At 42.8% G+C, this 20,023-nt stretch carries 20 protein-coding genes and 1 rRNA gene; all 21 read right to left on the bottom strand.

The annotated features are described in order from the left end of the window. Positions 1 to 66: ribosomal RNA gene (locus tag AN619_RS13725) — 16S ribosomal RNA — on the bottom strand; the annotation flags it as partial. 480 nt (positions 67 to 546) lie between these two features. Continuing rightward, positions 547 to 2,022 carry a lysine--tRNA ligase gene (gene lysS / locus AN619_RS13720; protein ID WP_068557837.1) on the bottom strand — a complete coding sequence of 492 codons (1,476 nt, stop codon included), beginning with the start codon at positions 2,020 to 2,022 and terminating at the stop codon, positions 547 to 549. 18 nt (positions 2,023 to 2,040) lie between these two features. Beyond that, entirely contained in the window at positions 2,041 to 2,517 is a 477-nt protein-coding gene (gene greA, locus AN619_RS13715; RefSeq protein WP_068557836.1) for a transcription elongation factor GreA, read from the bottom strand. A gap of 212 nt (positions 2,518 to 2,729) precedes the next feature. Next, positions 2,730 to 3,695 carry a tRNA dihydrouridine synthase DusB gene (gene dusB / locus AN619_RS13710; protein WP_068557835.1) on the bottom strand — a complete coding sequence of 322 codons (966 nt, stop codon included), beginning with the start codon at positions 3,693 to 3,695 and terminating at the stop codon, positions 2,730 to 2,732. Positions 3,696 to 3,887: 192 nt separating this feature from the next. Continuing rightward, positions 3,888 to 4,661, bottom strand: coding sequence for a type III pantothenate kinase (locus AN619_RS13705; protein ID WP_068557834.1), 774 nt, complete (start codon positions 4,659 to 4,661; stop codon positions 3,888 to 3,890). Positions 4,662 to 4,717: 56 nt separating this feature from the next. Then, positions 4,718 to 5,245, bottom strand: a complete 528-nt coding sequence (locus AN619_RS13700) for an ECF transporter S component (RefSeq protein ID WP_330382095.1) — start codon at positions 5,243 to 5,245, stop codon at positions 4,718 to 4,720. 206 nt (positions 5,246 to 5,451) lie between these two features. Continuing rightward, positions 5,452 to 6,426 carry a P1 family peptidase gene (locus AN619_RS13695; RefSeq protein ID WP_068557833.1) on the bottom strand — a complete coding sequence of 325 codons (975 nt, stop codon included), beginning with the start codon at positions 6,424 to 6,426 and terminating at the stop codon, positions 5,452 to 5,454. Beyond that, a complete protein-coding gene (locus AN619_RS13690; RefSeq protein ID WP_068557832.1) occupies positions 6,419 to 7,408 on the bottom strand; it encodes a biotin--[acetyl-CoA-carboxylase] ligase in 990 nt (329 codons plus the stop codon). The genes AN619_RS13695 and AN619_RS13690 overlap by 8 nt, the downstream gene beginning before the upstream one ends. A 101-nt stretch (positions 7,409 to 7,509) precedes the next feature. Continuing rightward, positions 7,510 to 8,673, bottom strand: a complete 1,164-nt coding sequence (locus tag AN619_RS13685; RefSeq protein WP_068557831.1) for a sodium ion-translocating decarboxylase subunit beta — start codon at positions 8,671 to 8,673, stop codon at positions 7,510 to 7,512. Positions 8,674 to 8,723: 50 nt separating this feature from the next. After that, complete coding sequence (locus tag AN619_RS13680; protein WP_068557830.1) at positions 8,724 to 9,122, bottom strand: biotin/lipoyl-containing protein; 399 nt, start codon at positions 9,120 to 9,122, stop codon at positions 8,724 to 8,726. Between the two features lie 54 nt (positions 9,123 to 9,176). Continuing rightward, positions 9,177 to 9,527: an OadG family protein gene (locus AN619_RS13675; RefSeq protein ID WP_068557829.1), complete on the bottom strand. Its 351-nt coding sequence runs from the start codon at positions 9,525 to 9,527 to the stop codon at positions 9,177 to 9,179. Positions 9,528 to 9,575: 48 nt separating this feature from the next. Continuing rightward, a complete protein-coding gene (gene mmdA / locus AN619_RS13670) occupies positions 9,576 to 11,123 on the bottom strand; it encodes a methylmalonyl-CoA decarboxylase subunit alpha (RefSeq protein ID WP_068557828.1) in 1,548 nt (515 codons plus the stop codon). A 55-nt stretch (positions 11,124 to 11,178) separates the two neighbouring features. Next, on the bottom strand, positions 11,179 to 11,583 hold the full coding sequence (mce, locus tag AN619_RS13665) for a methylmalonyl-CoA epimerase (protein ID WP_198153321.1): 405 nt from the start codon (positions 11,581 to 11,583) through the stop codon (positions 11,179 to 11,181). Between the two features lie 83 nt (positions 11,584 to 11,666). Beyond that, positions 11,667 to 12,593, bottom strand: a complete 927-nt coding sequence (meaB, locus tag AN619_RS13660; RefSeq protein WP_068557826.1) for a methylmalonyl Co-A mutase-associated GTPase MeaB — start codon at positions 12,591 to 12,593, stop codon at positions 11,667 to 11,669. An 85-nt stretch (positions 12,594 to 12,678) separates the two neighbouring features. Continuing rightward, a complete protein-coding gene (locus AN619_RS13655) occupies positions 12,679 to 13,077 on the bottom strand; it encodes a cobalamin B12-binding domain-containing protein (protein WP_068557825.1) in 399 nt (132 codons plus the stop codon). A gap of 52 nt (positions 13,078 to 13,129) precedes the next feature. Then, positions 13,130 to 14,806, bottom strand: a complete 1,677-nt coding sequence (locus AN619_RS13650; protein ID WP_068557824.1) for an acyl-CoA mutase large subunit family protein — start codon at positions 14,804 to 14,806, stop codon at positions 13,130 to 13,132. 237 nt (positions 14,807 to 15,043) lie between these two features. Continuing rightward, positions 15,044 to 16,543 carry an acetyl-CoA hydrolase/transferase family protein gene (locus AN619_RS13645; RefSeq protein WP_068557823.1) on the bottom strand — a complete coding sequence of 500 codons (1,500 nt, stop codon included), beginning with the start codon at positions 16,541 to 16,543 and terminating at the stop codon, positions 15,044 to 15,046. Positions 16,544 to 16,793: 250 nt separating this feature from the next. Continuing rightward, positions 16,794 to 17,132 (bottom strand): DUF3870 domain-containing protein, encoded by a 339-nt coding sequence (locus AN619_RS13640; protein WP_068557822.1) that lies wholly within the window; start codon positions 17,130 to 17,132, stop codon positions 16,794 to 16,796. A 231-nt stretch (positions 17,133 to 17,363) separates the two neighbouring features. Continuing rightward, positions 17,364 to 18,539, bottom strand: coding sequence for an NAD(P)-dependent malic enzyme (locus AN619_RS13635; protein WP_068557821.1), 1,176 nt, complete (start codon positions 18,537 to 18,539; stop codon positions 17,364 to 17,366). A gap of 14 nt (positions 18,540 to 18,553) precedes the next feature. Next, positions 18,554 to 19,105 (bottom strand): Fe-S-containing hydro-lyase, encoded by a 552-nt coding sequence (locus AN619_RS13630; RefSeq protein WP_083525150.1) that lies wholly within the window; start codon positions 19,103 to 19,105, stop codon positions 18,554 to 18,556. A 19-nt stretch (positions 19,106 to 19,124) separates the two neighbouring features. Continuing rightward, entirely contained in the window at positions 19,125 to 19,967 is an 843-nt protein-coding gene (locus AN619_RS13625; protein ID WP_068557820.1) for a fumarate hydratase, read from the bottom strand. Positions 19,968 to 20,023 lie beyond the last annotated feature (56 nt).

Raw genomic sequence — 20,023 nt, 5'->3', positions numbered from 1 at the left:
CTCGACTTGCATGTGTTAGGCACGCCGCCAGCGTTCATCCTGAGCCAGGATCAAACTCTCAAATCAAATTCTTCCTTCTCTTTGCTTGCTGGCTTTCCTCTTACACTGTGTAGTTTTCAAAGACCAATCGGAAGGTCGCCATCAAACAGCGACTTTTATAATGTATCATATTTGTCGTATCATGTCAATAGCTTTTTTTCTTCGTATAGCTTATTTTTTTCTGCTTCTTTTGTCATGACGACAAAATATATACTACCATGGTTTTGCTTCAAAATCAACTGGTAATTTTTTCGTTTTCCTGTCTTTTTTATCTTTTATCGTTTTTGCAATAGAAAGCAATCTATTCAAGGCTTATTGATTTTCAGTATTCTTTTGAAAAATAAATATATTTCACCGCTGCCCATTACAATTATATGTATTTTTTCTGTTATTATTCCCTTTTTCTACATTTTTTCGCCTTCTATATTTTTTATCTGTATATGGACAGGGCTGCCGTGAAAAATGTATAAAAGCATAGAGACATCCCTATGCTTTTAATGGCCAGTACTATTTTTCAATTGGTTTCATCGTAGGAAATAAAATTACATCCCTTATAGACGGTGAATCTGTAAACAACATCATCAATCGGTCAATCCCTATTCCTAATCCTCCTGTAGGGGGTAGGCCTACTTCCAGTGCATTGATAAAATCATCGTCCATCATATGGGCTTCTTCATCGCCGGCCTCCCTTTGTCTCAGCTGTTCTTCAAATCTTTCTTTCTGATCAATGGGATCATTCAACTCCGAAAAGGCATTGGCAATTTCCCATGTGTTGATAAATGCTTCAAATCTGTTTGTAATTTCAGGATTGTCAGGATTTCTCTTTGCCAGCGGTGAAACTTCTACTGGATGGTGGGTAATGAAAGTAGGCTGAATCAGTTTCTTCTCGCAAAATTCTTCAAAGAAAGCATTGATGATATGCCCTTTTTTCATTCCCTTCTCAATTTCTATGCCATGCTTCTTTGCAATGGCAATGGCTTCTTCATCCGATTTCACCTGGTTAAAATCTACGCCTGTTACCTCCTTTACAAAATCCATCATAGAAATACGCCTCCATGGCGGGGTCAGATCAATTTCTTTTCCTTGATAAGTAATTTTCGTTGTTCCCAATGCCTGCTGAGCCATATACGCGATCACTTCTTCTGTCAGTTTCATAATATCCTCATAGTCGGCATAGGCTTGATATACCTCAATGGTTGTAAATTCCGGATTATGCTTGATGGACATTCCTTCATTTCTGAAAAGCCTTCCGATTTCATATACACGATCAAAGCCCCCCACAACCAATCGCTTTAAATGAAGCTCCGTTGCAATTCTTAAGTACATATCGATATCCAATGTATTGTGATGGGTAATAAAGGGTCTGGCTGCAGCTCCCCCTGCAATGGTGCTTAAAATTGGTGTTTCTACTTCCAAGAAATCCCTGTCATCCAAATATTTTCTCAAAGCCTTGATAGCTTTTGTTCGAATAATAAATGCTCTCTTCACTTCCGGGTTCACGATCAAATCCACATATCTTTGCCTGTACCTTAGTTCTTGGTCCTTTAATCCATGCCATTTTTCGGGCAGTACTTGCAACGATTTTGTCAGCAGCAGCACTTGGCTTGCTTTTACGGATATCTCTCCTTGCTTTGTTTTAAACACAGTTCCTTTTACTCCAACAATATCGCCTATATCATAGGTCACAAGAATATCGTATTCTTCCTCTCCTATGATATCTTGCCTTACATAGGTTTGAATTCTCCCTTGCTTATCCTGTATATCCAAAAAAGCAGCCTTTCCCATCGTTCGCTTGGCCATGATTCTTCCGGCAATTGATACTTCCTTTCCTTCCATTGCCTCATAATTTTCTTTGATGTCCTGGCTAAAATGGGTTTGCTCATATTTTTCTATTTGAAAAGGATCCCTTCCCATTTCCTGAAGCTTTTTTAATTTTTCCCTTCTCACCCGCAGTATTTCGCTGAGATTCATTTCTTCGTTCATCTTTTGTACGCCCCCCAATTATCTTCTAATCTCCAAAATTTTATATTTTGTTACGCCATCCGGAATTTGTACATTTACAACATCGCCAACTTTCTTTCCGATTAAGGCACTTCCTACCGGTGATTCATTGGATATTTTCAATTCGTAAGGATCTGCCTCCGCAGAGCCTACAATAGTATATTCCACTTCTTCATCAAATTCTAAATCCATAACCTTTACAGTAGCACCTATGCTTACTGCTTCCACAGAAATCTCATCTTCATCGATGATTTTGGCTTTTCGAAGCATTGTCTCCAACTTGGCAATTCTCTCTTCCAACTGAGCTTGTTCGTTTTTTGCTTCGTCATATTCTGAATTTTCACTGATGTCTCCAAAAGCGATGGCTTGCTTAATTCTTTCTGCTACTTCCTTTCTTCGTACGGTCTTTAGCACTTCCAACTCGTCCTCTATTTTTTTTAACCCTTGTGAGGTTAACAATACTTCCTTATCTGTCATCTATTCCCTCTCCTTTTCCAGTTATTTATATATAGAAATGATTTGTTGATAATATATGCCCTGGTTGTTGATTTATGCCTGTAATACCCTGGTAATTTTTCTCAATTTAGCATATAAGCACTGGATTCACAGTGCTCTTAAGCATAAAGTGGAACTATATGCGAATAATTATAATGTAGGCAACCAGTCTTGTCAAGCGATTCACGTTGAATTTAGGACAAGGTTCTCAGAAAATTTCCCAATAAAATTTCCATATCCTTTTGGCTGGTCACACGGTTGATTTGTCCTCGAATTTGGGCAGCGTTTCGTATTCCTTTCAGGTACCAGGCAATATGTTTTCTCATTTCACGAATGGCGATATACTCTCCCTTGGCTTCAACCATTCGCCGGAGATGCTCCAATGCCATTTCAACCTTCTCTTCAGCCGTGGGTTCCGCCAAGAGAACGCCCGTCTTCATATAATGAGCAATTCTTTTAAATATCCAAGGATTTCCCTGAGCCCCTCTGGCCACCATGATTCCGTCACAACCCGTCTCCTCTCTCATCCTCACAGCATCCTCCACCGTAAATATGTCGCCGTTTCCGATGACAGGAATACTGACAGCCTCTTTAACTTTCTTTATCATGCTCCAATCTGCCCTACCGCTGTAAAATTGTTCCCGCGTTCTTCCATGGACGGCAATAGCCTTAGCACCGCTCTCTTCGAGTATTTTTGCCATCTCCACCCCATTGACATGATCCTCATCCCAGCCCTTCCTGATCTTCACCGTCACAGGCTTATCTGTAGCATTGCACACTGCCTTTACAATTTTCCCGGCCAGCTCAGGATCTTTCATCAATGCGGAACCATCCCCGTTTTTAACAATTTTGGGTGTAGGGCATCCCATATTGATATCTAGAAAAGTGTGTCCCCGATGATTTAACATTTCAGCAGCCCTTGCCATAAAATCGGGATCGGAGCCAAATATCTGCAAAGCTACAGGTTTTTCTTCTTCCCTAATCTCCAGAAGATCCTCAGTATTTTTGTCTCCATAGCAAATCCCTTTGGCACTTACCATTTCCGTATAGACAAGACCACAGCCCTGCTCTTTGCATAAAAGCCGAAAGGTCAAATCTGTCACGCCGGCCATAGGTCCCAAAGAGACATTGTTTTCCAACTGCACTCCTGCAATATTCATTTTATTCACCCTCTGCTGTTTTGGTCTCTCATTGGTTGCCAGCTGCCAGCTCCCAGCGAACAGCTGCCGGTATTGCTGGCTGATAACTGGCAACTGGCAGCTACACAAGAAATATAACTTTTGGATAAACGAAATGCTAAAGTGGTATACTTATATGCAAAGCAAAGGCCAGGAAACATTCCCGGCCCCCTTTTACCCTTTGTTGCGCTCATATATAATCCTTAACCCTTCAAGGGTCAGCAAACCATTTACTTCGTCGATGGTTTCCGATTCGCTGGCAATGAGATTTGCCAGTCCCCCCGTGGCAATTACCCTTGTATTGGGATGATTCCCTAATTCTTGTTTCATTCTTTTTACAATATAATCAACCAACCCGATATATCCGTAGATGATGCCGGATTGCATGCTGCTTACGGTATTTTTACAAATAACATGCCCTGGCTTTATCAATTCTACCCTCGGAAGTTTCGCAGCATTTTGAAACAATGCCTCGCTGGAGATTTTAATTCCGGGGGCAATTGTCCCACCTAAATATTCTCCCTTTTCTGATACGGCACAAAAAGTTGTTGCTGTTCCAAAATCCACAATTACCAGAGGTCCTCCATATTTTTCATAGGCAGCCACTGCATTGACAATCCTATCGGCACCTACCTGCTTTGGATTATCGTATTTAATATTCATACCTGTCTTGATCCCGGGTCCTACCACCATCGCTTCCTTTTTGCAATATTTATAGGCCATATGCTGTAAAGAATACATAAGGGGTGGTACAACAGAAGAAATAATGACATCATCAATATCCTTCATGCTTAACCCCTCGTATTGAAATAATTGATGAATCAACATGCCGTATTCATCGGATGTTTTGCTTTTGTCTGTGGCAATCCGCCAGTAATTCAACAGGGTTTGCCCCCGATATACACCTAATACAATATTTGTATTTCCCACATCAAATGCCAGTAACATTTCATCGCCTTACCTTTCTTGGATATTATAAATTTTCCTGTTTTCTTACAATCTATCTATGGACGGTATGCCCTCTGGAATGCCTTCACCACAGCTCCCACAATCAACGCCGATACGATCACTTCCGCAGTCCCATTGATCCCTGCTATTCCCAAAACCACTTTTAAGGGAAGATATCCAAAAGCAAAGATCAAGGTAAGTACGCCAATGGTATTGGTAAGGGTACCTGCGATGGCAGCCACAACGGAGCTTTTCGACCATTGGAAGGCATAATAAGCCGTAATTCCAATCAGCATTCTTGGCAGAATGGCAATCACCGGATTTGCAAAAAACGGATGATTTGCCCTTAAGAAACTTGAAATACCAAAAATGGTCCCTACAATCAGCCCTACAATGGGTCCCGATACAATGGAGGCAATAATCACCGGAATATGCATCGTAGTGGCATTGACACCGACAAGCCATGGGATCGGTATATACCCCAGGGGCGTCATGCTGAGAGCAATGGCAATGGCACTTAGCAATCCTGCTGTCGTCATCTGCCGCAAGGTTAAAAAAGGTCTTGTTTTTAAATTTCTTTTCAATTTGTTCCCTCCGTTCCAATTCCTTTTTCCAGGATACCGGACATGCACGTTTGCAAATGAAATTCCATATAAATTAAGTCCAGTTCACAAACGATACTGGCTGATTCCTAGTAGTATGTTATCACTTGCATGCTTATTTTGCAATAAAATTATTGTTTTCCTTCCACACGCCCATAGGCCTCTTATTCCTCTCTGCTTTTCCCCTGCTACCCTCTTGAAAAATAATCGCTGTAGGAAGGAATATTGGCAACGGTCTTTGCTGCTTTTACAGCCCGATTTACGGCTATAGCCATAGCTTCTGCAGCCATGATTCCCAGTATATTGATATCACAAATCTGATGCCCCCGAGATAAAGCAAATACCGTGTCCCCATCCAAGGTGGTGCCGGAAGGCGAGATCACCTTGATCAATCCGTTCATAGCCATTTGGGATAATTTCTGTGCCTCAGCCTTTGATAATTTGGCATTGGTCGCCACGGCCCCAATGGTTGTATGCTCCCTTCCGAAGGACAAAGCAGTTCCTATGCGCCCTTTCATATATGTGCAAGTATCGATAATTTCTCCTGAGTCAGCATCCCGCGGTCCGGCGATAATTTTCCCTGTCTCCCAATCCCGTATATCACCAAAGGCATTGACCGCTACCACTGCCCCTACAATAACCCCATTGTCCAAAATGACACTGGCACTGCCGATACCGCCCTTCATGCATTGTCCATGTCCAAGAATTTTTCCTACCGTTGCGCCAGTCCCTGCACCCCAATTTCCTTCCTTTATTTTTTGGGTAGAAGCATCTACACATGCCTTATAGCCCATTTCAAAGTTGGGTCTGATTGTATGATCTCCAACGTAAAGATCAAATAATACGGCGCCTGTTACAATGGGTACCTTTGTAACTCCCACATCAAAGCCGATGCCCTTCTCTTCCAAATAATGCATCATGCCGTCTGCAGCCGCCAGTCCAAAAGCACTGCCCCCTGCCAAAATCACGCCATGGACTCTGTCCACCAACATCTGGGGTTTCAACAAATCTGTCTCCCTTGTCCCCGGTGCGGAACCCCTTACCTCCACACCGCAAACAGCTCCATCTTCACATAAAATAACGGTACATCCTGTTAATCCCTTTGCATCAGAGGCTTGTCCCACTTTGATTCCCGGTACATCCGTGATACAGTTTTTATACATAATCCGATATCCCCCTTACGGAAACTTCCCCGGAAATAATTTTCTCCAACTCTCCCTTTTGATTGCGAATCACCAATTCTCCCTCTTCGGTCAAATCCACAGCCTCAGCAACAATTTGTCGATCACGGTTAATGATTTTTACAGGATTTCCCAGGGTTACGGAATATTTTTTGCAAATCTCCACACTCTTCTGAAGGCTTTTGCTTTGTATAAAATCAAGGTATAATCTTTCAAACTCCCTTAAAATATAAAGTACAATTGCTTTCCTCGAAACCGTCTTTCCAGCAGAGGCCTTGACCGACGTGGCAGTCTTTTTTATATCCTCCGGAAATGCCTCCATATCTCCATTCACATTGATTCCTATCCCTACGATTACATAGTTCACACAATTTAATTCTGCACTCATCTCCGTTAAAATACCGCACACCTTTTTCCTTTCCAAAATAATGTCATTGGGCCATTTGATGCCTGCTTCACACCCTGTCACCTTCCGAATGGCCAAGGCAACAGCAGCCGCGGCAATTTGGGTAATCTTTGCGGCTTCCGTAGGTTCAATGGAAGGTTTTAAAATCAAGGACATCCATATGCCAGTCCCCTTCGGCGATACCCATTTTCGACCGAGTCTCCCTCTTCCCTCCGTCTGTTCTTCTGCAATCACAATTGTTCCTTCTTCCCCATCTTCAGCGGCAATTTTTTTTGCCATGGTATTGGTAGAATCAATGGTATTCAAGTGTATGATTCTTTTCCCGATTATCTTGGTATCTAAATCCAACTGCAGAGCATTTTCATTCAATATATCGGGCTCTTCCAACAATTTGTACCCCTTCTTCGATACAGATTCAATCCTGTATCCCTCTTCTTTTAATTGATGAATATGTTTCCATACAGCCGTCCTCGTAACTCCCAGTCGGTTGCTCAATTCTTCTCCTGAAATAAACCTTCCTTTATTATGTTTTAACGTCTCTAAGACCTCTTTTTTCATCCAATCCCATCCTCTTTCCTTTATTCTATCCCCTATTTTATCATAAATAGCGAAGAAATAGATAAAAAATAGACAAGGCACATACCCTGTCTATTTTTTTCTTAACCAAATATGGATAACAATACCCCTGCTGCAATGGCAGAACCGATAACGCCGGCTACGTTTGGTCCCATAGCATGCATTAAAAGGAAATTGGATGGATTTTCCTTTTGCCCCACTACTTGAGAAACCCTTGCTGCCATAGGCACCGCAGATACCCCTGCAGAACCGATCAATGGGTTTACTTTCTTACCGGAAGCAATATACATGATTTTTCCGAAGAGCACCCCTGCCGCCGTACCAATGGAGAAAGCTATCAATCCTAAGGCGATAATTTTTAGGGTGTCTGCCCTTAAGAATTTTTCCGCACTGGCTGTTGCTCCCACGGTAGTTCCCAAGAAAATGGTTACAATGTTGATAAGCTCATTTTGTGCCGTTTTAAAGATTCTGTCCACAACTCCTGATTCTCTGAAAAGATTGCCGAGCATCAGCATCCCCAATAATCCTGCTGCAGATGGCAATAATAATGCCCCAAGGATTGTAACGATAATTGGAAAGAGTACTTTTTCTGTTTTGGTTACAGGCCTTAGCTGCTCCATCTTTGTTCTTCTTTCTTCCCTGGTGGTCAAGGCTTTCATGATGGGAGGCTGGATAATTGGTACAAGAGCCATATAGGAATAGGCCGCAACAGCAATGGGTCCCAGTAGATGGGGAGCAAGCTTTGATGTCAAGAAGATTGCCGTAGGTCCGTCAGCCCCGCCGATAATACCAATGGAAGCTGCTTCAGGTCCCGTAAAACCCAGAGCAATGGCTCCCATAAAAGTGGTGAAGATGCCAAATTGGGCTGCTGCTCCTAAAAGCAAGCTTCTCGGATTGGCAATCAGCGGACCGAAATCCGTCATGGCACCTACACCCAAGAAAATCAACGGAGGATAAATCCCCAGCTTCACCCCTTGATACAAGTAGTACAAAAGTCCGCCGTATTGTTTTACATGAGGCAGTCCGTCTTTTCCTATTTCATAAATCGGTTCACCCATCAAAAAAGCAAGAGGAAGGTTGGCGAGAAGCATACCGAAGGAAATAGGGAGCAGTAATAACGGTTCATATTGTTTTACGATTGCCAAGTACAGTAGCAGGCATGCAACACCCAGCATGACAAGCTGCTGCCATGTGAGGGCAACAAAGCCTGTACTTGCCCAGAAATCTCTAATTACATCTATAAACATCTTGTTGTCTCCCTCTCTTTCATAGTTTAATCTGACGAGACAAAGTTATATTATCCCAATACAACCAATACGTCTCCTGCGTTCACTGATGCACCCTTTGTTGTATGGATAGATACAACTTTACCGTCTGCCGGTGCCATGATTTCATTTTCCATTTTCATGGCTTCCAAAATAATCAATACATCACCGGACTTGACTGTATCGCCTTCCTTCACTTTGATATCCAGGATGGTTCCAGGCATTGGCGCCGTGATGGAATTTCCGCCTGCAGAAACTGCCTTTGGTGCTGCGGGAGCAGCTGCCTTCGGTGCTGCCGGTGCCGGTGCAGCCTTTGGTGCCGCCGCAGGAGCTGCTGGTCTTGGGGCAGGTGCAGGCACAGATACTCCTCCGATTTCTTCAACCTCAACTTCATAAGTATTTCCATTTACAGTTATGTTAAATTTTCTCATTTTTATAATCCTCCTTCAATACTTATAAAATTTGTACCCATCTTTTCTTTTTTATTAAAATCTGCTGTTCATTTGTTCCATTCTGCCTAATCGATTCCATGTGGGAGATTGATCCCCGATTCTTACAATATTTCGAACAACGATATTATGGGTAGAAGTTTGCAAATTTGCCGCCACTGCTGCAGTAATCACTGCAATCAGTTCTTCTTCATTTTCTTTTTTGGCCGGTTCTTCCAGCACAGGCGCTTTTTCCACAATTTGTATGGGTGCCTTCGGTTCCTTGTAAAAAAGAATTCTCAGAAGATCCAACATGTATGACAGTGCAATCAAAGTTGCAAATACAACGCCCATTCCCAAAGCAGTAACCAACAAACCTTCCCCAAAACTTATTGTTTGACCGAACACTGATATCACCTCTTTTTCTTGGACTTCTATGGTGCTTTTTTTATAATCTTACAGCGGAATATTTCCGTGTTTCTTGGCCGGTCTGCTTTCACGCTTAGATGCGAGCATATTTAAGGCATCTACCAGTCTTGGCCTAGTAGCATTCGGCTCAATGACATCATCAACAAAGCCCCTTTCCGCTGCCTTGTAGGGTGTTGCAAATTCATCGGTATATTCTTGTATTTTCTTTGCCCTTTCCGCCGCCGGATCTTCTGCCTTTGCGATCTCATCCCTAAAAATAATATTCGCAGCTCCTTGGGGGCCCATAACGGCGATCTCAGCTTGTGGCCATGCAAGCACAATATCTGCTCCTAAATCTTTTGAACACATTGCCAAGTATGCTCCCCCATAAGCCTTTCTTACGATGAGGGATACCTTTGGTACAGTAGCTTCACTGTATGCATACAACATCTTGGCGCCGTGTCTGATAATACCGCCATATTCTTGATTGGTCCCAGGTAAGAAACCAGGTACGTCGATAATATTCAACAATGGAATATTAAAAGCATCACAGGTTCTGATAAATCTCGCTGCTTTGTCTGATGCATTAATATCCAAGCACCCTGCTAAGAATTTGGGCTGATTTGCAATAATTCCCACAGATTGTCCGTTGATTCTCGCAAAGCAAGTGATAATATTTTTTGCGTAATGGGGTTGATACTCATAATAATCGCCATCATCAACAATTCTTGCAATAATATCAAACATGTCGTAAGGCTTGTTGGGATTATCCGGCAATAAATTATCCAACTCCGGCACCAATCGATTGATATCATCTTCTGTTGCATAGTAAGGTGCCGTTTCCATATTGTTTGACGGCAAGAAACTCAATAATCTCCTGATTTGGGCAATGCAATCTTCGTCATTGGCAGCGATGAAATGGGCAACACCGCTGGTGGTATTATGGGTCATGGCTCCACCAAGTTCTTCTGCTGAAACTTCTTCTCCTGTAACAGTTTTGATGACCTGGGGACCCGTAATAAACATCTGGCTAGTCTTGTCAACCATGTAAACAAAGTCAGTTAACGCAGGTGAATATACTGCTCCCCCCGCACATGGCCCCATAATGGCAGAAATTTGCGGAATCACCCCTGAAGCGATGGTATTTCTGTAGAAAATCTTTCCGTATCCGGACAGGGCATCCACAGCTTCCTGAATTCTGGCTCCCCCGGAGTCATTTAAACCTACTACAGGTGCTCCTACCTTTAGGGCATTATCCAATACTTTGCAGATTTTTGCCGCATGCATTTCTCCAAGGGATCCTCCAACTACGGTGAAATCTTGGGCGAAAGCATAGACAAGCCTCCCGTCTACCATTCCATATCCCGTAACAACACCTTCTCCCGGAGCATCTACTTTTTCCATGCCAAAGTTTACGCATCGGTGCGTTACAAAGGCATCTAGTTCGACGAAAGTCCCCTCATCAAATAACAGATGCAATCTTTCCCTTGCAGTTAATTTTCCGGAATCATGCTGCTTATCAATCCTCTTTTGCCCACCGCCCATCATGATCTTTTCTCTGCGTTTGCGCAAATCCTCTATTTTGTTGATTGCCATGTTCACGAACCTCCTACTCTGATATTAGACCACCAAAAATCAGGCAGTCTTCCCACTATTCTCTTTCACTTAATTCTACCAGTACACCATTTGTACTCTTTGGATGACAGAAGGCAATCTTTGCTCCCCCTGCTCCGTATCTGGGCTTTTCATCGATCATTTTTACACCTTTTGCCATTAATTCAGCGATAGCTTCCTCAATATTGGGTACCCGAAAAGCGATATGCTGAATCCCTTCCCCTTTTTTTTCAATAAATTTGGCAATAGGACCTTCCGGATCTGTGGATTCTAACAGTTCAACCTCTGTATCTCCAACAGGCAGGAATGCAACCTTTACCTTTTGTTCTTCCACCACTTCCGTTCCATGAAGTTCCAGTCCAAGCATTTCTTGATAGAACTTTAAAGTTTCATCCAAGTTTTTTACAGCAATCCCAATATGATCGACTTTTAATACTTTCATGATATGTTCCTCCTTTATATATTTTAGGGCATCTTCATCGGTCTACTGCATGGGTCAGTTGCCTCCCGCCCTAAGAAACACCATTAAATTTCCTTGAGTATAGCTTCTGATGCAGAATACGGGTCGATTTTCCTTGCCGCAACATCGGCTGCCAACCGATGAACCATTTCTTCTTTGTGGGATTTGTCTAAAATCATGCCCATTAGTTTTTCTTGTACTAAATCTATGATTTCGAGTTTGCTGTTTTGTATTCTCTTCTCCTGAAGCTTTCCCGTTTCCTCCAAATATTTTCTATGATTCTTCAAATGATCCAGCAACTCATCGACGCCTTTATTTTCCACGGCGATGACCATTTGTACCGGCGGTCTCCAATCGGAATGATGAAAATCCAGCATCATTTCAATTTCCGTAGCTGTTCTCTTGGCTCCATCCCTATCTGCTTTATTGACAGCAAATACATCTCCTATCTCCATAATCCCTGCCTTGATTGTCTGAATATCATCGCCAAGGCCAGGCACCGTTACCATAAGGGTTGTATCTGCGTTCTTGGCAATATCTACCTCCGACTGTCCTACCCCTACTGTTTCAATAAAAATATAGTCTACACCATAAATGTCTAAGATTTTGACGGCCGCTTGGGTAGCTTTCGACAATCCTCCCAAATGTCCACGGGTACCCATGCTCCGGATGAAAACCCCAGGATCCATGCTCAAGTCATTCATCCTTACCCTATCTCCAAGGATAGAGCCCCCTGTAAAGGGACTTGTGGGGTCAACGGCAATAATTCCCACCGTCTTCCCCTCTCTTCGGATCGCCTTTGCCAGCTTATCTGTCAAAGTACTTTTGCCTGCGCCCGGCGGCCCTGTGATACCGATTACATGGGCATTCCCCGTTTTATTATACAGCTTTCTCAGTATTTCCACGGCTTCCGGATCATGATTTTCCGCCATGGATATCAATCTTGCAACTGCCCGTTTGTCTCCTTGCAACAATCTTTCCGCTAATTTCATCGATGGCACCACCTATTTTTTGGCATGTCATGGGTACAACAGACCGCAACCCGGAAGATCCGTTCCTGTTGTCCTCTTTGTATTCCTACTTTCTCTTCACGTTGGCCCGGATAAAGTCAATGGTTACAGATGTTGGCGTCCCCGGTGTGAAGATTTCCGCAATCCCTTTTTCTTTTAAGAAAGGGATATCATCATCGGGAATAACGCCGCCACCGATTACCAATACATCATCCACATTTTCGGCTTTCAACAACTCTACCACCTTCGGCAACAATGTATTATGGGCCCCTGATAAAATACTCATGGCAACAACATCAACATCCTCCTGAATGGCGGCATTTACAATTTGCTCCGGTGTTTGTCTTAAGCCCGTATAGATAACTTCCATACCGGCATCCCTTAAAGCCCTTGCAATGACTTTTGCACCTCTATCATGGCCATCAAGGCCTGGTTTTGCAACTAATACTCTAATTGGTCTATCCATGAAATTTTCCTCCTTCAATGAATCAATTTTCAATGACTGTATCCCTCATGCATTATAATTGTACAGATTGCTGATACTCACCAAATACTTCCCTCATAACGCCACAGATTTCTCCAAGGGTAGCATACGCCCTTACGGCATTTAAGATAAACGGCATCAAGTTGTCATCCCCTTGGCAAGCCTTCCTTAACTCTTCTAATCTTTGTTGTACCAGGCTATTGTCCCTTGTCGCCCTTAACTCGGCAAGCTTTTTCTTCTGCAATTCACCCACAGACGGATCTACCTTTAATAATCCTTTTGGCGGCTCCTCTTCAATTTGGAATTTGTTCATGCCAACAATGATTCTTCTTCCTGCTTCAATATCTTTTTGATAGTTGTAAGCCGCATCCATGATTTCTTGTTGGATATATCCTAAGTCAATCGCCTTTGCTGCTCCGCCCAATTCATCGATCTTCTTGATATATCTCATGGCTTCTTCTTCAATTTCCTTTGTTTTTGCTTCGATATAATATGAACCAGCCAGCGGGTCAACAGTATCTGCAACGCCGCTTTCATAGGCCACAATTTGCTGGGTTCTTAGTGCAATTCGAACGGATTCTTCCGTAGGAAGGGCAAGGGCTTCATCTTTGGAGTTGGTGTGCAAGGACTGGGTTCCTCCAAGAACGGCTGCCAATGTTTGAATTGCCACCCGCACAATATTATTATCCGGTTGCTGGGCAGTCAATGTGGATCCACCTGTTTGGGTATGGAATTTTAATGCCATGGACTTTGGATCTTTGGCTCCAAATCTTTCTTTCATGATTTTGGCCCATAGCCTTCTAGCAGCCCTAAACTTCGCTACCTCTTCTAAAATATCATTGTGGGCATTGAAGAAGAAGGATAATCTTGGCGCAAAAGTATCTACATCAAGACCGGCTTTGATTGCAGCTTCAACATAAGCAATACCGTCAGCTAATGTGAATCCCACTTCCTGAGCCGCTGTAGATCCGGCTTCTCGGATGTGGTATCCGGAAATAGAAATTGTGTTCCATTGTGGAACTTCCTTTGAACAATATTCAAATATATTTGTAATCAATCGCATGGATGGTTCCGTCGGGAAAATATATGTTCCGCGGGCAATATATTCTTTTAAAATATCATTTTGAATCGTCCCTCTCAACTGATCCGGTGTTACCCCTTGCTTTTCGGCAACGGCAATATACATGGCAAGCAATACGGATGCCGGTGCATTGATTGTCATGGACGTGGAAACTTTATCCAATGGAATACCGTCGAAGAGAATTTCCATATCCGCCAAGGAGTCAATGGCAACACCTACTTTACCTACTTCTCCTTCCGCCAGTGGATGATCTGAGTCATAACCAATCTGTGTGGGAAGGTCAAAAGCTACCGAAAGACCCATGGACCCTTGTTCAATCAAATATTTGTAGCGCTTATTTGATTCTTCAGCCGTAGCAAAACCTGCATACATTCTCATGGTCCAGAATCTGCCCCTATACATCGTCGTCTGTACCCCTCTGGTATAGGGATAACTTCCCGGCATCCCCAAATCCCTCATATAGTCAAAATCTGCAATATCAAGGGGGGTATACAGCCTGTTTACATTTGCACCAGAACCACTTTCAAAGGCTTTCTTTCTTTCTGGATTTTTCTCAAGGGATTTTTCTACTTTTGCATTGTACGCATCAAAACTTTCTTTGATTTGATCTAGCTTTTCCTTCTCAAACATTTTTTTTCCTCCTTATACATCTATCTTTCAAAAATCAGTATTATTGTATCCGTTTCCCAAAATTTATAACATTGTCCTTGTCTGACTTGAAAGGTAAAACAGGACTTTTTAAAAAAACTTCATGTACACAGATTGGGGGGATGCAAATTGCCCCCCCTTGCTATCATCATTTCTACAATATTTGTGGAGAATCCTGCATGATAATTCTTTTTCTTTTATTCTTGCAATTTTCAAAAATTATTTTATTTTCATAGATCCCGTTTCAAGAAATCTCTGATGCCAAGATAAGGCCTCCCCGATCAAATGGGGCTCATGCTTTATTTTCCCTTTCAATGCTCTTTCAAAGTAATCCTGAAGCATAGGCTTGTAATCAGGATGGGCACACTTTTCGATAATGCGTTTGGCCCTCTCTGTGGGAGATGTTCCCCGTAAATCAGCCAATCCTTGCTCTGTTACCACCACCATCACATCATGTTCTGTATGGTCCACATGGGATACCATAGGAACAATGGATGAAATATCTCCGTTCTTTGCCGTCGAAACCGTAGTATAGAAGGAGATATAGGCGTTTCTCGTATAATCACCAGAGCCTCCTATGCCGTTCATCATACGGGAGCCCATAATATTGGTTGAGTTCACGTGGCCATAGATATCTACTTCAATGGCCGTATTCATGGAGATTACACCCAATCTTCGGGCAACCTCCGGATTGTTGCTGATTTCTTGAGGTCTTAGAATAATATGTTTTGCATATTTTTCGATATTCTTATGAAGCCTAATTAGGCCTTCCTCCGATGGTGTAATGGAAGTACCGGACGCTACGGTAACCTTTCCTGCATCAATAAGATCCAGCATAGAATCCTGTATCACCTCTGTATAGCAGGTCATGTCTGTAAAAGGTCCGTCCACCAATCCGCCCAAAACTGCGTTTGCCACGGAGCCTACCCCTGATTGCAACGGCAGCAGGTTCTTAGGGAGCCTACCCATCTTCACCTCATGCTCTAAAAATTCGATAATGTGGCCTGAAATTGCCCTTGAATCCTCGTCAATAGGTCCCAAGGGGCGTACTTTGTCTGTGATATCTGTGACAACAATTGCTGCAATTTTGGAAGGATCACAAGGTATATAGGTTGTACCGATTCTATCTCCCGAATGTTCGATGGGAATCGGTTTCCTGAAGGGGGGATTTTCAGGTATATAAATATCATGAACCCCTTCTAAGGCCATGGGCTGGCTTGTATTAATCTCAACAATAACCTTTTCGGCCAATTTTACCGCCGTCGGAGAAATACCCACGGAGGTGGTAGGAACAATGCCTCCTTCTTCTGTAATGGCCAATGCTTCTACAATGGCCACATCAATCTTTCCAAAGAAACCGTAGCTCATATACTGGGGCAGGTGGCTTAAATGCATGTCTTGATATAGGATGCTGCCGTCATTGATGCCGTTTCTTGTGTCGTTGTGGGTCTGGTACGGAAATCTTCTCTTGAGTACTCCTGTTCTGGACAATGCCCCATCCAACTCATCACCCACAGAAGCTCCTGTCAACAGCGTAATTCCTACCTTCTCCCCATGCTCTGCTCTTTTTGCCAAGGCCAGAGGTACGGCTTTGGGATAGCCGGAAGGAGTAAAACCGCTGGCAGCAACAGTCATGCCATCCTTAATGAGCATCGCTGCTTCTTCAGCCGACATAACTTTTCCTTTGAGATCCTCACGTCTAATTCTGTTCTCTAACATCCCGCAAAATCCTCCTTTAATAAATTAATAAAAATAATAAAAAATTCATGCATCCCTTAGAGGTATCTAAAAAACTGTTCTGAAAAATATAAAAGGCTAGACATACCATGAAATCTCAGGGTTTCCTCATGGTATACCTAGCCTGATCTTATCTGCTCTTATTTGATAAAAGGGTATTTTATCAACACAGATAATAGGGCTTCCTATATTGAAAATTTTCCAATACAATCATTTATGCTGCAATCTATTTCTATTCATGTTCCTCTTCTATTTTCCCTTCTACAATTACTTGCTTATATTTTTCTGCACAAGTCCTTAAAGCCGATATAATGGCTTTTCTGGCAGATCCGTAATAGTTTTCCGTAAATATTCTCTCGATGGCATCAATATTGTTAAGGTTTTCCCCGATTACACTATTTTTAAAAAAATTTTTAGCAACAGATGTCACTAGGGTGCAATCGGCATCCAATATTTCTCCGGTATGTGCATTCACCAAAAGCCCAACGGCAATCACGCTATAAAGTTCTGTTGCCGTGATTCCCTTTGGCAATTTCGCATAACCGCTGATAAATATTTTTCTTGTTGGCACCCTACCACCTCTTCATATTAATTAAAAGTTCTTCACCTTTCTGCAAATTCCTGGGCTCTGTGTTAAATTTTTTAGACGATAGAGAATTTAGCTTTTCTTAGCCCCTTCCGTGGACTGTGTAAGAACATATGTCTGCGTGATTTTCGTGCCTCCTGCTGTCATTTCTTTAACAAAAGTTTATCATGTTATGGCTTGATTGTGAAGTATAATTATTTTTTTTTTTGAAATTTTTTAAACCCTTGCTATTCCTTTTTCTCTGGCTATTCTTTTTACAGCCTCGGCTACTGCAGGCGCCACGTTCTTGTCAAAGGGACTTGGAATGATTTGCTCCGGATGCAATGCTTCTTCTTTTAAAACATTGGCAATGGCATAGGCAGCTTCGATTTTCATATCATCGGTAATCTCCTTTGCCCTTGCATCCAATGCTCCTCTAAAAATGCCGGGAAAGGCCAGTACATTGTTAATTTGATTGGGATAATCCGACCTGCCCGTGCCGACGATGAAGGCTCCTCCTGCCTTGGCTTCCTCCGGCATAATCTCAGGTACTGGATTAGCCATAGCAAATACAATGGATTTTTCTGTCATGGTTTCAATCATTTCCTTTGTGACAACCTTGGGTACCGATACGCCGATGAATACATCCTTCTGTTTAATTACTTCCCCCAAGTTTCCCCGAATATTCTTCTTATTGGTAAGCTGAGCCATTTCTTCCTGCACTGGATTAAGATCCCTTGCCCCCCGGTAAATGGCCCCATGTCTATCGCAAAGCACCACATCTTTTACCCCAACCTTGAGCAATAATTTGGTAATGGCAATCCCTGCCGAACCCGCTCCATTGACGACGATTTCAACATCCTCCAGTCTTTTCTTTGCCAATTTTAGGGCATTGATAAGCCCTGCTAAAACCACTATGGCCGTACCATGCTGATCATCATGAAATACAGGGATCTCCAATTCCTTTTTTAATCTTTCCTCAATCTCAAAGCACCTAGGGGCTGAAATGTCCTCTAAATTAATTCCTCCAAAAACCGGCTCCAATAACTTTACCGTTCGAATAATCTCTTCTGTATCCTTTGTATTCAGACAGATGGGAAATGCGTCTACGCCGGCATAGGTTTTAAACAACACAGCCTTTCCTTCCATGACAGGAATAGCAGCATAGGGCCCAATATCTCCTAATCCAAGCACAGCGGTACCGTCACTTACTACAGCAACCATATTCCATTTGGAAGTATATTCATATACCGCTTCCTTGCTTTTATGAATTGCTCTGCATGGTTCTGCAACACCGGGAGTATATGCTGTAGATAAATCCTCCCTATTTTCCACCGGGACCTTGCTGTGTATCGTTATTTTCCCTCTATTTTCTTTATGCAGCTTCAAAGCCAATTCGTTGTAATCCGTCATACTTTCTTCCTCCCTTACCGCTGGTATTTTCGTCTTTCTGTCTCATAGAGATTATTTCCTTCTGAGTCAATTACAACCACAGCAGGAAAATCCACTACTTCCAATCTTTGAACAGCCTCTGGACCTAAGTCCTCATAGGCAATTACCTCCGCCTTCCGAATTGTGCTGGCAATCAAAGCACCGGCACCTCCTATGGCTGCAAAGTACACGGCTTTATGCTTTTTCATTTCCTCGATCACCATCTTGTTTCTTAAACCTTTTCCGATCATGCCTTTCAGTCCTTGTTCCAGTAAAGGCACCGTCAGATCATCCATACGACCGCTGGTGGTGGGTCCTGCAGAACCAATTGGTTTTCCTGGTTTGGCTGGGGTAGGCCCCACATAATAAAGAATGGCATCCTTTATATCAAAGGGAAGCTTTTCTTCCTTGTTTAAAGTTTCTACCATTCTTTGATGAGCTGCATCCCTTGCTCCATAAATCGTTCCCGTAATATATACGGTATCTCCGGCTTTTAATCCTAATACTTTTTCCGTTGTCAAAGGCGTTTGTATTTTTTTCATCGCCATTTTCCTACCTTCCTTTTCCTTACAGTATAATTTCTTCATGCCTTGCCGCGTGGCAGTTAATATTTACCGCTACAGGCAGGCCGGCAATATGGGTAGGGAAAGTTTCCACATGGACAGCCAAGGCCGTCGTGCTTCCTCCTAACCCCTGGGGTCCGATTCCAAGGCCGTTAATTTTTTTAAATAATGTTTCCTCCAGTTCTCTCAGATGTCCCACCGAATGTTGAGAACCAATTTTTCTCGTGAGGGCCTTTTTTGCCATAAGAGCGGCCTTCTCCATAGTCCCTCCGATTCCTACCCCCACCACAACAGGAGGACACGGATTGGACCCTGCTTCCGATACGGTGTCTACCACAAAATCGATTACTCCCTTTACACCGTCAGAAGGCTTTAACATTTTAATCCTGCTCATATTCTCACTGCCAAATCCTTTGGGGGCCACAGTAATTTTTATTTGATCTCCAGGCACAATATCATAATATATGATAGCAGGGGTGTTATCCCCTGTATTTTTGCGGAGAAGAGGATCCTCCACAACAGATTTCCGCAGGTATCCTTCACGATATCCTTGCCTTACACCTTCATGAATGGCCTCGGCGATATTTCCCCCATACAACGCTACGTCTTGTCCCAATTCCACAAAAACCACAGTCATTCCCGTATCTTGACAAATAGGCATCTCTTCTTTTTCAGCAATTTCAGCATTTTGAATCAGTTGTTGAAGAACCTCCCTGCCTATAGGAGATGCCTCCCCTTCCTTTGCCCTAAAAAAGGCCTTCTTTACATCTTCTCCTAAATATATGTTTGCTTTGATACACAAATCCCTCACCGCCGTTGTGATTGTCTTTACATCCATCTTACGCACCCGTTTTCCCTCCCTTTTTATTTCTTATATATTTCTTTCTTCTTCGATCCCCTGAA

Origin of the sequence: Thermotalea metallivorans (assembly GCF_001562415.1) — a bacterium.
Classification (GTDB): domain Bacteria; phylum Bacillota; class Clostridia; order Peptostreptococcales; family Thermotaleaceae; genus Thermotalea; species Thermotalea metallivorans.
Note: the sequence above shows the minus strand (reverse complement) of the source record. Positions and strands in the feature narration are given on the sequence as shown.

What these genes read in the sequence shown, in the direction of transcription:
- lysS (WP_068557837.1), bottom strand. Translation starts at nt 2,022, where the DNA reads ATGAACGAAGAAATGAATCTCAGCGAAATACTGCGGGTGAGAAGGGAA.
- greA (WP_068557836.1), bottom strand. Translation starts at nt 2,517, where the DNA reads ATGACAGATAAGGAAGTATTGTTAACCTCACAAGGGTTAAAAAAAATA.
- dusB (WP_068557835.1), bottom strand. Translation starts at nt 3,695, where the DNA reads ATGAATATTGCAGGAGTGCAGTTGGAAAACAATGTCTCTTTGGGACCT.
- AN619_RS13705 (WP_068557834.1), bottom strand. Translation starts at nt 4,661, where the DNA reads ATGTTACTGGCATTTGATGTGGGAAATACAAATATTGTATTAGGTGTA.
- AN619_RS13695 (WP_068557833.1), bottom strand. Translation starts at nt 6,426, where the DNA reads ATGTATAAAAACTGTATCACGGATGTACCGGGAATCAAAGTGGGACAA.
- AN619_RS13690 (WP_068557832.1), bottom strand. Translation starts at nt 7,408, where the DNA reads ATGAAAAAAGAGGTCTTAGAGACGTTAAAACATAATAAAGGAAGGTTT.
- AN619_RS13685 (WP_068557831.1), bottom strand. Translation starts at nt 8,673, where the DNA reads ATGTTTATAGATGTAATTAGAGATTTCTGGGCAAGTACAGGCTTTGTT.
- AN619_RS13680 (WP_068557830.1), bottom strand. Translation starts at nt 9,122, where the DNA reads ATGAGAAAATTTAACATAACTGTAAATGGAAATACTTATGAAGTTGAG.
- mmdA (WP_068557828.1), bottom strand. Translation starts at nt 11,123, where the DNA reads ATGGCAATCAACAAAATAGAGGATTTGCGCAAACGCAGAGAAAAGATC.
- mce (WP_198153321.1), bottom strand. Translation starts at nt 11,583, where the DNA reads ATGAAAGTATTAAAAGTCGATCATATTGGGATTGCTGTAAAAAACTTG.
- meaB (WP_068557826.1), bottom strand. Translation starts at nt 12,593, where the DNA reads ATGAAATTAGCGGAAAGATTGTTGCAAGGAGACAAACGGGCAGTTGCA.
- AN619_RS13655 (WP_068557825.1), bottom strand. Translation starts at nt 13,077, where the DNA reads ATGGATAGACCAATTAGAGTATTAGTTGCAAAACCAGGCCTTGATGGC.
- AN619_RS13650 (WP_068557824.1), bottom strand. Translation starts at nt 14,806, where the DNA reads ATGTTTGAGAAGGAAAAGCTAGATCAAATCAAAGAAAGTTTTGATGCG.
- AN619_RS13645 (WP_068557823.1), bottom strand. Translation starts at nt 16,543, where the DNA reads ATGTTAGAGAACAGAATTAGACGTGAGGATCTCAAAGGAAAAGTTATG.
- AN619_RS13635 (WP_068557821.1), bottom strand. Translation starts at nt 18,539, where the DNA reads ATGACGGATTACAACGAATTGGCTTTGAAGCTGCATAAAGAAAATAGA.
- AN619_RS13630 (WP_083525150.1), bottom strand. Translation starts at nt 19,105, where the DNA reads ATGGCGATGAAAAAAATACAAACGCCTTTGACAACGGAAAAAGTATTA.